The following is a 13,307-nucleotide window of genomic DNA, read 5'->3' as shown; positions in this document are numbered from 1 at the left end:
AGTTCAGACGTGTGCTCTTCCGATCTGCTGCATGCCGGCCGGACGCCCGCCCCCGAGGCGCTTGGCCTCGGCCTCCAGCGGCGCGATGGCCACACCGGCGCCGGCCACCGCGACCAGCACGGCCGTGAAGCCGTGACGCAGGGTCTTGATCCAGTTCATGTCTGTGCTCCTCATCCTCATCGTGTCAAACAGCGACGACCTCCCGGGCAGCCAAATCCCGACCGAATGCGTCGTCCATCGGATGATGGCGCCTGCAGGCCCCACATTCCACGGCCGACACCTGGCTTTACATCCATTTGCAATACCCGGGCACCGTCGCGCCGATGCAGACGATGATCGCCCCCCGCCTGCGGCGCATCCAGCCGCCCGGCCTCACCCCTTGCCGGCACAGGGCAGGCCGCGGGGGCGCTGGCACGAATTCGGCCACCGAGCGACAATCACGGGTTGCCCTCGATGCCTGCCCCCGGCGTCCGCTCCATGTCTGCCCTGCCGCCTGCCTCCACCCATTCCCACGACAGCGACGAACTGGTCGCGCCCGCCACGAAGGACTTCGTGCCGCCGGCGCTGCCCGTCGCCAAGCCGTTGTCGAGTTACAAGCCTTTCTGGGCCAAGCGTTTCGGCACCGCGCCTTTCCTGCCGATGAGCCGCGCCGAGATGGACGCGCTCGGCTGGGACAGCTGCGACATCATCATCGTCACGGGCGACGCCTATGTGGACCACCCCAGCTTCGGCATGGCCGTGATCGGCCGCATGCTGGAGAACCAGGGCTTCCGCGTGGGCATCATCGCCCAGCCCGACTGGCACAGCGCCGAGCCCTTCAAGGCGCTGGGCAAGCCCAACCTGTTCTGGGGCGTGACGGCGGGCAACATGGATTCCATGATCAACCGGTACACCGCCGACCGGAAGATCCGCAGCGACGACGCCTACACCCCCGGTGGCGTGGGTGGCGCGCGGCCCGACCGCTGCTCGGCCGTGTACGCCCAGCGCTGCCGCGAAGCCTTCAAGGACGTGCCCATCATCATGGGCGGCATCGAGGCCTCGCTGCGCCGCATCGCGCACTACGACTACTGGCAGGACAAGGTACGCCGCTCCATCCTGATGGACGCCAAGGCCGACCTGCTGCTGTACGGCAACGCCGAACGGGCCATCGTCGAGATCGCACACCGCCTGGCCGCCCGCGAGCCCATCGAGCAGATCACCGACGTGCGCGGCACCGCCTTCCTGCGCCGCCGCAACGACCCGACCATCGAAGGCTGGTTCGAACTCGACAGCACCGAGGTCGACCGCCCCGGCCGCATCGACCAGCACATCAACCCCTACATGGGCATGGCCCAGCAGGCGGCCGAACAGGGCCAGACCTGCGCGCTGGAAGAAGCCGGCGCCTTCGACCCGGTCAAGGGCGCGGCCTCGCCTGCGCAGGCCGACCTGGCGGGCGGCGCCAAGCCGATCAAGCTCGTGCCCAACCCGGCGCTGGCCCGCCGCGACGCCGACACGGCACCCGCACCCGCACGCACCGGCAGGATCGTGATGCCGCCGCGCGACCGCACCGTGATCCGCCTGCCCTCGTACGAGCAACTGAAAGACGACCCGGTGCTGTACGCCCACGCCAACCGCGTGCTGCACCTCGAGACCAACCCCGGCAACGCCCGTGCGCTGGTGCAGCGCCACGGCGAAGGCCCGGGCGCGCAGGACGTGTGGATCACCCCGCCCCCGATCCCGCTGACCACGCCCGAAATGGACCTGGTCTTCGACCTGCCCTACGCCCGCGCGCCGCACCCGAAGTACGGCGACGCCGTCATCCCCGCGTGGGACATGATCCGCTTCAGCGTGAACATCATGCGCGGGTGCTTTGGCGGCTGCACCTTCTGCTCCATCACCGAGCACGAAGGCCGCATCATCCAGAGCCGCTCCGAAGACTCGGTCATCCGCGAGATCGAGCTCATCCGCGACAAGGTCAAGGGCTTCACCGGCGTCATCAGCGACCTGGGCGGCCCCACGGCCAACATGTACCGCATCGGCTGCAAGTCCAAGGTGATCGAGGCGGCGTGCCGCAAGCCCTCGTGCGTCTACCCGGACATCTGCCCCAACCTCAACACCGACCACAGCCTGCTGATCCGGATGTACCGGCGTGCACGCGCCCTGCCCGGGATCAAGAAGATCCTGATCGGCTCGGGGCTGCGCTACGACCTGGCCGTGCGCTCGCCCGAGTACATCAAGGAGCTGGTCACGCACCACGTGGGCGGCTACCTGAAGATCGCGCCCGAGCACACCGAGCAAGGCCCGCTCAGCAAGATGATGAAGCCCGGCATGGGCGCCTACGACCGCTTCAAGCAGCTGTTCGAGCAGTACAGCGCCGAGGCGGGGAAGAAGCAGTTCCTCATCCCCTACTTCATCGCCGCCCACCCGGGTACCACCGATGAAGACATGATGAACCTGGCGATCTGGCTCAAGCGCAACGGCTTCAAGGCCGACCAGGTGCAGACCTTCTACCCCAGCCCCATGGCGACGGCCACGGCCATGTACCACTCGGGCCTGAACACGCTCAAGGGCATCAGCCGCGACCCGCGCAAGGGCGAGCGCGTCGACATCGTCAAGGGCGAGAAACGCCGCCGCCTGCACAAGGCCTTCCTGCGCTACCACGACCCCAACAACTGGCCGCTGCTGCGCGAGGCGCTCAAGGCCATGGGCCGCGCCGACCTGATCGGCAACGGGCAGCACCACCTGATTCCCACCTACCAGCCCAGCACCGATGGCGGCTACGAAAGCGCCCGCCGCAAGAACTCGACCAAGGCCGGAACGAAGACCTCGGTGGTGACGGTGGGCCGCGTGGCGCGCGATGGCACGCCTGCACCGGCCGGCCGCAACTCCGGGGCCGCCTCGGGCAAGCCCCGCCCCGGCCAGATGCTGACCCAGCACACCGGCTTGCCTCCCCGGGCAGGCACGGGCAAGGTGGGGCCCGCGAAGGCCCGGCCAGCCGAGGCCGAGCGCGACCCGCGTGGCATCGACATCAGCCGGGGAAGCACGCGCAAGGCGGGCGGCAAGCCGCGGCGCTGAGCACACCAGCGCGCGTGGCCCGGTCGGATCAGGGCTGCGTCAGCAACAGGGCCGGATGCCGTTGCCACAGGCGCTGCAGCAGGCCCATCGTGGCCGGCACAAGCGCCTGCACCCCGTACCAGACCAGCTCCCGACGGGGCGTGACCCGGCGCAGCAAGGCCGCATGCAGGGCCTGCCAGCCGGCCCAATCCAGTTCGGTCAAATGGTCGCGCAGCGGCGGGCCCAACTGGGCCAGCGTGTGCGCCATGGTCAGCAAGGCCTGCTCGACCGCGGCCAGCGTGTTCGGGCTCGCGAACAGCTCGGATTCATCCTGCATCTCGGCCAGCAGGGCCGCGATGTCCTGACCACATTCGGTGGCCACGCTGACAAGCGCATGGTGTTGCACGGGCACGCTCCATGAAGCACACATGGTCCCATGCTAGCGATCCGGCTGCCGCGCATCACAAGGGCTTGCCCGAATTCCGACCGCCCGACTGGGACGAGGCGCCGCAAGCCGCTGCGCACGCCTTTCAGGCAGGCCCCAGCCACCCGAGCCAGTACGCGCCGCCCCAGGCCACGAGCAGATTGACCACGAGGGCCATCGCCACCCCCGTCCCGAAACGCAGGCCGCCCGCCCCGGTCGCGGCGGCCGACCGCGTGACCGAGTTGACCGAAATGGCCACCAGGATGCCCATCAACAGGTGATGGGGCGACAGTTCACCGGCACCCGTGGCGGCCAACAGGCTGGCCACCGGGGCATGGGCGTCCGCCACGGCAGCCACCGCCGTGACCACCATGAGCCCCTGGGCGCCGTACCGCTCGGCCGCCGTCACCAACAACGCAGCCCCCACCAGCAACCCTGTCACCACGAGCGCTTCGCGCAGGCGCAGCACGCGGCGCCCGGCCAGCGAGCCCGGGTGATCCTCTTGCGACCGCGCGCCCACGTCGTTCCGCCCTCGCCACCACGCGATCCCGCCCAGGATCAAGGGGCTGCCGACACCCAGCAGCGCCCACGGCCAAACCAGGCCGGCCAGCGTGGGCGACACCACCGAGGCCAGCACCGGCAACTGCAACCAGGTGGCCGCCGTCGACAACACCGCCGCGCTCCAGGCCAGCCGGAACGGCGCCTGCCCGTCGCGGGCCAGCGCCCCCATGGCCGACACCGTGGCCGTGCTCGACACGAATCCCCCCAGCAGCCCCGACAGCGCCAGCCCGACCCGCTCGCCCAGCAGGCGCTGCGCCACATGGCCGCTGGCCTGCATCCCGAGCAGCACCACCACCAACAACAGCACCCGTTGGGGCGAGAGGTGCCCCAGCCAGGGCAGCGGGGCACCGGGCAGCAAGGGCAGCAGCACCAGCGCCAGCGCCGACAGCAGCAAGGCATCGTGCAGTTCCGCCTCGCTGAGCCAGTGGGTTGCGAAACGGTGCAGCATCTGCCGGGCGGCCAGCAGGCCCGCCAGCACCACCCCGCAAGCCGCTGCCAGGGCCGGCCGGCTCAGCGCCAGCATACCGATCAGGGCCGTCGCGACCAAGGCCAGTTCGGTCGTCAGGCCCGGGTCGTCGCTGCGGTTGCGCACATAAGACAACGCCGCCAGGCCCACCACGCCGGCCAGCGCCACCGCCGCCAGCCAAGGCGAAACGATCTGGGAGACCGCCCCCACCAGCGCAACCACCGTGAACGTGCGCAGGCCGGCTGCGGCGCGCTCGGGCCCATCTCCCTTGCGCCGTTCACGTTCGACGCCCACCAGCAAGCCGGTCCCCAGCGCCACGATCAATGCGGTTTCAGCCTCACCCAACCCCAACGGCCCGTTCATGCCTTGCGTCACCCCATGGATTTCTGCTGTTCAACGTTTCAGTATGGCCCACTGAGGGGCGAGCCCCGCGGGAACGCCCCTTGTGCTGCCTTAAACTTCGTTCTTTCTCCGCGACCGTCCTCCATGCACGCTGCCTCCGGATCTGCCCCCGTCCTGTTCGACTTCAAGAGCGCCACGCTGTCGCTGGAAGCCTTTCTCTTGAAAACAGGCAACCTGCAGTCCCTCGAGAAGGCGCTGGAGGAACGCTTCGGCTCCACCCCCGATCTCTTCAACGGCGAGCCCGTCGTCATCGACCTGACCCATCTGGCCAGCCTCGATGTCGCGATCGACTTCCCCGGACTCGTCGCCCTGCTTCAGCGCTTCCGCCTCAAGCCCGTGGCCGTGCGGGGCGCCACCGTGGCCCAGACCCAGGCTGCACGAGAAGCCGGCCTGGCCGAAGCGCCGGACAGCCCGCCCTCCACCCGCACCGAAACGGTCGTGAAAGAGGTGATCAAGGAGGTGGTGCGCGAAGTGCAGGTGCCCGTCGAGGTGCCGGTGGCCAGCCACACCCTGATCGTCGACAAGCCGCTGCGCTCGGGCCAGCAGGTCTACGCCAAGGGCGGCGACCTGGTGGTGATGGCGGCCGTCAACAACGGCGCCGAAGTCATTGCCGACGGCTCTATCCACATCTACGCCCCCCTGCGCGGCAAGGCGATTGCCGGCGCCAAGGGCAACACCCAGGCGCGCATCTTCTGCACAGCCCTGGAGCCGGAACTGATCTCCATCGCCGGCACCTACCGCACCACCGAGAACCCGCTGCCCGACAACGTGCGTGGCAAGCCGGCACAGGTCCGCCTCGACGGCGAGCGGCTGGTGTTCGAACCCATTTCCATCTGAACAGACTCGCATACTCGAAAGGACCGCCTTCCATGGCCAAGATCATCGTGGTGACCTCCGGCAAAGGGGGTGTCGGCAAGACGACGACCAGCGCCAGCTTCGCGTCCGGCCTGGCCCTGCGCGGCCACAAGACCGCCGTCATCGACTTCGACGTCGGCCTGCGCAACCTCGACCTCATCATGGGCTGCGAACGCCGCGTGGTGTACGACCTGATCAACGTGATCCACGGCGAGGCCAACCTCACCCAGGCGCTGATCAAGGACAAGCAGTGCGAGAACCTGTACGTGCTGGCCGCCTCGCAGACGCGCGACAAGGACGCCCTGACCCAGGACGGCGTCGAGCGCGTGCTCAAGGAGCTCGGCGAGATGGGCTTCGAGTACATCGTCTGTGATTCGCCCGCCGGCATCGAAACCGGCGCGCTGCTGGCCATGCACTTTGCCGACGAGGCGCTGGTCGTGACCAACCCCGAGGTGTCCTCGGTGCGCGACTCGGACCGCATCCTGGGCATGCTCAACAGCAAGACCAAGCGCGCGATCGAGGGTGGCGAGCCGATCAAGGAACACCTGCTGATCACCCGCTACAACCCCAACCGCGTCGAAGGCGGCCAGATGCTGTCGCTCGACGATGTGCATGAAATCCTGCGCGTCAAGCTGATCGGCGTGATCCCTGAATCGGACGCCGTGCTGAACGCCTCGAACCAGGGCATCCCGGCCATCCACCTGCAAGGCACCGACGTGTCTGAGGCCTACAAGGACGTGATCGCCCGCTTCCTCGGGGAAGACAAGCCGATGCGCTTCGTCGAGGCCGAGAAGCCGGGCTTCTTCAAACGCCTTTTCGGAGGGAAGTAAGCCATGGGATTCCTCTCCTTCTTCCTCGGGGAAAAGAAGCAGACGGCCACGGTGGCCAAGGAACGCCTGCAACTGATCCTCGCGCACGAGCGCAACGGGCGCTCCGCCAGCCCGAACTACCTGCCGGATCTGCAGAAGGAGCTGGTGGCCGTGATCTCGAAGTACGTGGCCATCAACCCGGACGACATCAAGGTGTCGATGGAGCGTCAGGACAACCTTGAGGTGCTCGAAGTCAAGATCGAGTTGCCGGAAGCCGGCCGCTGATCGGCACCCGGGAGGCCATCCATACAGGATGGCCTTCATACCGGGGACAAGTCCGCGGCTTGTGCGGTGCACAATAGCGCACCACATCGCTGCAAAAGGGTGCCCCGATCATGCGCTTCGTTGTCTTCAACCAGAAAGGTGGCGTCGGGAAGTCGACGATCACCTGCAACCTTGCGGCCATCAGCGCCGCCCAGGGCCTGCGCACCCTGGTGATCGACCTGGATCCCCAGGGGAACTCGACCCATTACCTGCTGGGCGACGGCCACGACGATGCCGAACGCAGTGCAGCCGGCTTTTTCGACCAGACCCTGCGTTTCACTGCCCGCCCTCGGGAAACCGACGATTTTGCGGTCGACACGCCGTGGAACGGCCTGCGGCTCATGCCCTCGCACCCCCAGCTGGATGAGCTGCATGCCAAGCTGGAGTCGCGCTACAAGATCTACAAGCTGCGTGACGCGCTCGCCGAACTGGCCGACGCATACGACCGCATCTATATCGACACACCGCCCGCGTTGAATTTCTACACCCGTTCGGCGCTGATTGCCGCGCAAGGCTGCCTGATTCCCTTCGACTGCGATGATTTCTCGCGTCGCGCCCTCTACAACCTGCTCGAGAACGTGCAGGAGATTCAGGCCGATCACAATCCAGAGCTGAAAGTCAGCGGGATCGTCGTCAATCAGTTCCAACCCCGGGCATCCCTGCCACAAAAACTGGTACAGGAACTGCTTGACGAAGGCCTGCCCGTGCTGCAACCTTATCTGAGTTCGTCGGTGAAGGTAAAGGAATCGCATCAACAAGCGAAACCCATGATTCACCTTGATGCGCGCCACAAGCTGACGCAGGAACTGCAAGCCCTGCACGCACGCCTGATTCCAGCCTGACGGGTCGCCGCCATTGGTAAACCTCCAACGGGTTTCAGGGCTTCGCGTTTGAGGGGTAGCGCCAAAGCGTGATTTCGATCATGCTTATGGAGGCAGCGAGATTGCACAATGCGAAACCGGCATGAACAGGCCTCGGTCGTGTCCTGTTCGTGTCGATCCTGGCCCGTCCCGCCAGACGGTTCGAGTCTGCTTTCAAGGCTTTTCCATGGCAGCATCACCGCCCACAGCGCCCGCCCACGACCGCCCTTACAGCGTTGAGCCGGAAGAAACGGCGCGGCTGCCTTTCAGGGTGCGGCTGGCGCGTGACGAGCGCGACCTGGAGCGCATCGTGGCCCTGCGTGCCACCGCATATGGTCGACACATTCCCGCCATGGTCACCACGGTGGACCGGCCCGAAGCCGAGGACCACCGTCCGGAAACCCTGCTGCTGATGGCCGAATCCCGCACCACCGGGCAGTTGCTCGGTGCGGCGCGCCTGATTCACAACGGCCACGTACCCCTGAAACTCGAACAAGCCTTCGGCGTTCAGGGTCTGTTCCAGAGCCGGTTTGTCGCCGAGGCGGGGCGGTTGACAGTGCTCGGGATTCCGGAATCCCGCATGGCCACCCTGGCGCTGGTGAAAGCCATGTACGAGATCTGCTTTCACGCTGGAATCGAGTTGGCGGCCATCACGGCACGACGCCCGATGGACCGGGTATACCTGGCCATGCAGTTCGACGACGTCCTGAACGGCCGGAAAATCCCCTATCCGCCCGTTGGTCACCTGCCCCATGGGCTCTACACCATGCCCATCCGGGAAGCCGATATCCGATGGCGTCGGGCGGCCTGCCCGCTCTATCCTTTCATGGCCGGCACGTTTCACCCTGATATCGACGTGGATTACGGCTTGGTTCAGCAGCGTTTTACTGACACGCCGGCGCACGAAGCCACCGCCGTAACCGGCATGCGACTCAGCGCGCCCGCGGCGGTGCGCTCCATCGTGTCGGCATGATGCACACCCACCTTATTTTCTTGCGAGGCCTTGGCAGAATCGCGCCCTGCCCTTTGTCTCATTTTCAGCTTTGCAGGTAAACCGCTGATGGGTGTTGCAGTACCAAACAGGTTGGCGCGGTTGCTGGGCAACCGGGGATTTGCCAATCCCGTGCTCGAAAAGGAGTTCCAGACCGCCTATCGGTCTTACGGCGTTCGTTTCCTTTTTCTGTCCACGACGCTGACGGCGCTGTGCTACGTCGGCTTTTTCGTCTTCGAAGCCCTGGTCGGCACCCGGCCGTGGTACAGCACCGTCCAACTGGTGCGGCTGGGCCAGATCGTCCTCATGTCGCTGGCCGCCGTGGCCACCCTGCGTTTCCGCGAGCAGGTCACGCAGTACTACACCCAGGCCTGCTGGGCGCTCGTGCTGGTGGGCACCGTCGTCGGCGCCCAGATCAACATCCAGGGGCAGGCGGCCTCCCCGTCGATCGCCCTGTACTGGGCCCTGACGACCACGGCCGTGCTGGGCACGATGATGCTGTACGGCTTCGCCCGCCTCAGCATCTTCAACACCCTGGCGCTGGGCACGTTCATGGCCGCCTTCACCCTGCACTGCGCGGCCACCCATGGCTCGGGCGACGCCCACGCCCTGCATCGCATGGCCACGCACATCTTCGCGGCGAACGTGCTCGGGCTGTGCCTGTACCGATTCTCGGTCGGACGCGAGCGCAAGCTCTTCCTGCAGTCACGCCGCAAGAACCACATGGCAGAGTTGCGGCGCATGAAGGAGCAGGCCGAGGCGGCCAACCGCGCCAAGACCGCCTTCCTGGCGAACATGAGCCACGAGATCCGCACCCCGATGAACGGGGTCATCGGGGCACTCAGCATGCTGAACGAGCAGAACCTGCCGGAGCGCGACCGGCTGTTCGTCAAGTCGGCGCGAGACTCGGCGCGCCACCTGCTGCACCTGCTCGACGAGATCCTGGACTTTGCCAAACTCAACGCGCAGAAGGTGAAGCTGACGCCCGCACCCTTCGACCCCCGAGAGACGGTGGTCGCCGCGTGCGAGGCGTTCCGCGCCACCGCCGTTCAGAAAGGCATCGGCTTGCGCGGCGACACGCGGGGGCTGCCCGCCGACATCCTCCAGTTCGTGGCCGACGAGAGCAAGCTGAGGCAGGTCCTGCTCAATCTTGTCAGCAACGCGGTGAAGTTCACGCAGCAGGGCGAGGTCACGGTCACGCTGGAGGTCGAACAGCGAAGCAGCCAGGCTGCCACCCTGGTCATCCACGTGTCGGACACCGGCATGGGCATCCCGGAAGCGGCGATGGAGCAGCTCTATCAGCCCTTCTTCCAGGTCGAATCGGGCAGCAACCGCAGCCACGGCGGCACCGGGCTCGGGCTCGCGATCTGCAAGCAGATCATCGAGCAGATGGGCGGATCGATCACCGTGCGCAGCACCCAGGGGGTCGGCACCACCTTCGGCATCCGGCTTGACCTGCCCTACAGCACCGAGCCAATGGCCCCCGCCGAGCCAGAGGAAGCCACCCGTCCCGGATTTGCCGACACATTGCCGCCCATGGACGACGAGCCCCGCCTGCAGGGCCACGTGCTGCTGGTGGAAGACAACGAGGTCAACGCCTTCATTGCCAGCATGACGCTGGAAAGCCTGGGGGTGACGTGCCGCCAGGCGCGCAACGGCGAGATCGCCGTGGCGCTGTTCCGTGAAGAGGCGTTCGACGTGGTGCTGATGGATTGCGAGATGCCAGTGATGGACGGCTACGAGGCGGCGCGGCAGATCCGCGCACTGGAGGCCGACGACACGGCACGCCCCCGTACCCCCATCGTCGCCTTGACGGCCCACGCGCTCAGCGGTGATCGAGAGGTCTGCCTGGCACGCGGGATGGACGACTACCTGACCAAACCCTTCGACCGCCACACGCTGGCCCAGATGCTGTCCCGCTGGCTCAGCCCCCAGTCGGTGGCACGGGCCTGAGCGGGAGCGCGCTCACATCGCATCCAGTTGCGGGCGCAGGTCGTCTTCCCAGGCGAGCATGTCGTCATTCGTGAGGTGCAGCCAGGTCATTGCGGTGTCTCCATGCTCATGCCAGTCGGCATCTGGATCAAGGCCCTCGTGCCGGCGCATCAGCCACTCCGCGATCAGGCCCATGGCGATCAGGGTGCTGACCTCGGACTGTGCCGTGCTTTCCCGCATGGTCTCGAGATCGTGGTGGAGCCGGATGGCCGCCACGACGGTTGGCGCCAGGCGCCAGATGCGTGCAGTCAGGGCACCGACAACCGCATGATCGGTCCGGTGGTTGGCGTTTTCGGTGGCGACAAAGGATCGGTCGATGCGCGCGCGCGCCTCCACCATGGTACTCAGGTACCCCCGGATGCTCTGGGCCATCACCACCAGCCCCACATGGCAGAACAGGCCGTAGGTGTGGGCCACATCAGGTGAGACCCCCGGCAGGCGCCCGGCCATGTAGGACATGGCCACCGCCCGCTTGGCGGCACGCTCCCAGAACCGCTGGAGGTGCGGGCTGTTTGGCACCGCAATGGCGCCCTGAGCCAGAAAGCGGGTCATGGTGCGGGCCGTATGGGCCAGACCCAGCCGGTTCATGGCCTGGCCGATGGTCTGCGCGGGCTGGCCAGCCGCGTACAGCGGGCTGTTGGCGCTGCGGATGAGCGCAGCCGACATCGCCACATCGCTCGACGCGATGCGGGCCACCTCATTCAGGTCGGGTTCGGCCTCGGCCATCACCTGCTGCAGGCGGGCCAGCAACTCGGGACAGGGCGGAATGACGATGTGCTGCAACGGCCCCTTGCGGCGTGCAGCGTCCATCTCGGCCAGCAAGGTTTCGGTGCGATCAGGCGCGACTGCTTCAGTCATGGGATCGATGCGGTTCACGGCAATGACGGTTTATCGGCCCCCGTCCGCCCGACTTGAGCCGGCCGGATGGCCGAGGTGCAGTTGCGTACACTGTCGAGCTTTTGTCGTATCCACCCTGCGCCGCCCCCTCACGATGACCATCCTGCTCGCACCCATGGAAGGCCTGCTGGATTTCGCCTTGCGGGATGTGCTGACCCGGGTGGGGGGCATCGACCGCTGCGTGTCGGAGTTCATCCGCGTGACGGGCACCTTGCTGCCCGAACGGGCGTTCCGGCGCGTGGTGCCCGAGTTGGACCACGGCTGCCGCACCCCCGCCGGCGTGCCCGTGCGCCCGCAGCTCATGGGGTCGGACCCGGTGTGCCTGGCCGAGAACGCGGCCCGGCTGGCCGACATGGGCGCCGAGGGCATCGACCTGAACTTCGGCTGCCCTGCCAAGGTGGTGAACCGCCATGGGGGCGGTGCTGCGCTGCTGCGCGAACCCGAGTTGATGCACGCCATCGTGGCCGCCGTGCGCCGGGCTGTTCCCGCCAGAGTCCCGGTGTCGGCCAAAATGAGACTCGGCTTCGACGATGGCAGCGTGGCGGAAGACTGTGCCCGGGCGCTGGCTGCCGCTGGCGCCAGCGAGATCGTGGTGCACGCACGCACCCGCGCGGACGGCTACCGCCCTCCTGCCTACTGGCACCGGGTGGCCGATGTGCGTGCGGCGGTGTCCGTGCCCGTGGTGGCCAACGGCGAAATCTGGACGGTGGACGACGCACGGCGCTGCCGGGCCGAATCCGGCGGCGTGGCCCTGATGCTGGGCCGCGGCATGGTCGCCAATCCCGGGCTGGCCCGGGCCATCCTGAAGGACGACGCAGCGCAACTGAACTGGGCCGAGCTGCACACGCTTCTGTGCGTCTTCTGGACGCTGATCGTGGCACACATCGAGCCGCGCTCCCGGGCGGGCCGGCTCAAGCAGTGGTTGAACTACCTGCGCCGCACCCATCCCGAGGCCGAAGCGGCCTACCAGCAGGTGCGCACCCTGACCGATTCACGCGAGGTGGCGCGCCTGCTGGGCTTGCCCTCTACGCCGGCGCCCCACGCCGCCGCTCTGCCCGCGGCGGCGTGAAGGCAGCTGTCGACCCGAGGATCTCAGCCTCCCAGGAAATCGCGCTTGCCCAGGGCTACGCCGCCGTGGCGCAGCAGGTTGTAGGTCGTCACCGCATGAAAGTGGAAGTTGGGCAGCACCCAGCTGGTCAGGTAGCTCTGCCCGTCCATGCGCACCTCGCGATCACGCAGCGGGATGACGATCTCGCGGGCCTCGCTGCCGTCGATCTGCTCGGGCTCGAAGGTGTTGAGGTAGTCGATGGTGCGGCGGACGCGGTCCTGCAGCTCGGCAAACGTCGTCTCGACATCCGGGTAGACCGGCATCTGCTGCCCCGACAGCCGCGCGGCCGCGCCCTTGACCATGTCGGTGGCGATCTGCACCTGGCGGGTCAGCGGGAACATGTCGGGAAACAGACGGGACTGCAGAAAGGCCTGGGGGTCAATGCCACGCTGCTCGCAATGCTGCGCCGCCTTCTCCAGGATGGCCGACAGGGCCTCCAGGGTGCGGGTCACGGGCGGGACGAGGGCGGTGTACATGCTCAGGCTCATGGTGTGCTCGGCGTTCAGTTGAGGGACAGGCTGCATTAAATCGCACCCCGGGCCATCGTGCAGGGCGCGGCTCGTCGGACAATGCGGGTCTTTGATC

12 protein-coding genes are annotated in these 13,307 nt (G+C 67.1%); 8 read left to right on the top strand and 4 right to left on the bottom strand.

The annotated features are described in order from the left end of the window. The first annotated feature begins 477 nt into the window (after nucleotides 1-477). The gene (locus QZ709_RS10215) at nucleotides 478-3,054 is read left to right on the top strand and encodes a YgiQ family radical SAM protein (protein WP_294637172.1); all 2,577 of its coding nucleotides are present in this window, start codon (nucleotides 478-480) and stop codon (nucleotides 3,052-3,054) included. 28 nt (nucleotides 3,055-3,082) lie between these two features. Here the strand turns inward: QZ709_RS10215 and QZ709_RS10210 are convergent, their stop codons facing one another. Together QZ709_RS10210 and QZ709_RS10205 are read right to left on the bottom strand one after the other, a co-directional pair. Beyond that, nucleotides 3,083-3,463 (bottom strand): hypothetical protein, encoded by a 381-nt coding sequence (locus QZ709_RS10210; RefSeq protein ID WP_294637171.1) that lies wholly within the window; start codon nucleotides 3,461-3,463, stop codon nucleotides 3,083-3,085. A 100-nt stretch (nucleotides 3,464-3,563) separates the two neighbouring features. Then, entirely contained in the window at nucleotides 3,564-4,847 is a 1,284-nt protein-coding gene (locus tag QZ709_RS10205) for a DUF4010 domain-containing protein (RefSeq protein ID WP_294637170.1), read from the bottom strand. A gap of 123 nt (nucleotides 4,848-4,970) precedes the next feature. On the opposite strand from QZ709_RS10205, the gene minC reads away from it, so the two are divergent. The 6 genes from minC (at nucleotide 4,971) to QZ709_RS10175 (ending at nucleotide 10,678) form a co-directional block, all read left to right on the top strand. Continuing rightward, nucleotides 4,971-5,723, top strand: coding sequence for a septum site-determining protein MinC (minC, locus tag QZ709_RS10200; RefSeq protein WP_294637169.1), 753 nt, complete (start codon nucleotides 4,971-4,973; stop codon nucleotides 5,721-5,723). 32 nt (nucleotides 5,724-5,755) lie between these two features. Then, the gene (gene minD, locus QZ709_RS10195) at nucleotides 5,756-6,571 is read left to right on the top strand and encodes a septum site-determining protein MinD (RefSeq protein WP_294637168.1); all 816 of its coding nucleotides are present in this window, start codon (nucleotides 5,756-5,758) and stop codon (nucleotides 6,569-6,571) included. A gap of 3 nt (nucleotides 6,572-6,574) precedes the next feature. Next, nucleotides 6,575-6,835, top strand: coding sequence for a cell division topological specificity factor MinE (gene minE, locus QZ709_RS10190; RefSeq protein WP_294637166.1), 261 nt, complete (start codon nucleotides 6,575-6,577; stop codon nucleotides 6,833-6,835). 110 nt (nucleotides 6,836-6,945) lie between these two features. Next, nucleotides 6,946-7,716, top strand: coding sequence for a ParA family protein (locus QZ709_RS10185; protein WP_294637165.1), 771 nt, complete (start codon nucleotides 6,946-6,948; stop codon nucleotides 7,714-7,716). Between the two features lie 328 nt (nucleotides 7,717-8,044). Next, the gene (locus tag QZ709_RS10180) at nucleotides 8,045-8,707 is read left to right on the top strand and encodes a hypothetical protein (RefSeq protein ID WP_294637164.1); all 663 of its coding nucleotides are present in this window, start codon (nucleotides 8,045-8,047) and stop codon (nucleotides 8,705-8,707) included. A gap of 87 nt (nucleotides 8,708-8,794) precedes the next feature. Next, nucleotides 8,795-10,678 (top strand): ATP-binding protein, encoded by a 1,884-nt coding sequence (locus QZ709_RS10175; protein WP_294637163.1) that lies wholly within the window; start codon nucleotides 8,795-8,797, stop codon nucleotides 10,676-10,678. Nucleotides 10,679-10,690: 12 nt separating this feature from the next. On the opposite strand, the gene QZ709_RS10170 is transcribed toward QZ709_RS10175, so the two are convergent. Next, nucleotides 10,691-11,575 (bottom strand): HDOD domain-containing protein, encoded by an 885-nt coding sequence (locus QZ709_RS10170; protein WP_294637162.1) that lies wholly within the window; start codon nucleotides 11,573-11,575, stop codon nucleotides 10,691-10,693. Nucleotides 11,576-11,708: 133 nt separating this feature from the next. On the opposite strand from QZ709_RS10170, the gene QZ709_RS10165 reads away from it, so the two are divergent. Beyond that, complete coding sequence (locus QZ709_RS10165) at nucleotides 11,709-12,683, top strand: tRNA-dihydrouridine synthase (RefSeq protein ID WP_294637161.1); 975 nt, start codon at nucleotides 11,709-11,711, stop codon at nucleotides 12,681-12,683. Nucleotides 12,684-12,706: 23 nt separating this feature from the next. On the opposite strand, the gene QZ709_RS10160 is transcribed toward QZ709_RS10165, so the two are convergent. Further along, on the bottom strand, nucleotides 12,707-13,210 hold the full coding sequence (locus tag QZ709_RS10160) for a DUF1993 family protein (RefSeq protein WP_294637160.1): 504 nt from the start codon (nucleotides 13,208-13,210) through the stop codon (nucleotides 12,707-12,709). Between the last annotated feature and the right edge of the window lie 97 nt (nucleotides 13,211-13,307).

Origin of the sequence: uncultured Aquabacterium sp., from assembly GCF_913773725.1 — a bacterium.
GTDB lineage: Bacteria > Pseudomonadota > Gammaproteobacteria > Burkholderiales > Burkholderiaceae_C > Aquabacterium.
This window is presented reverse-complemented; position numbering and strand designations above follow the sequence as displayed.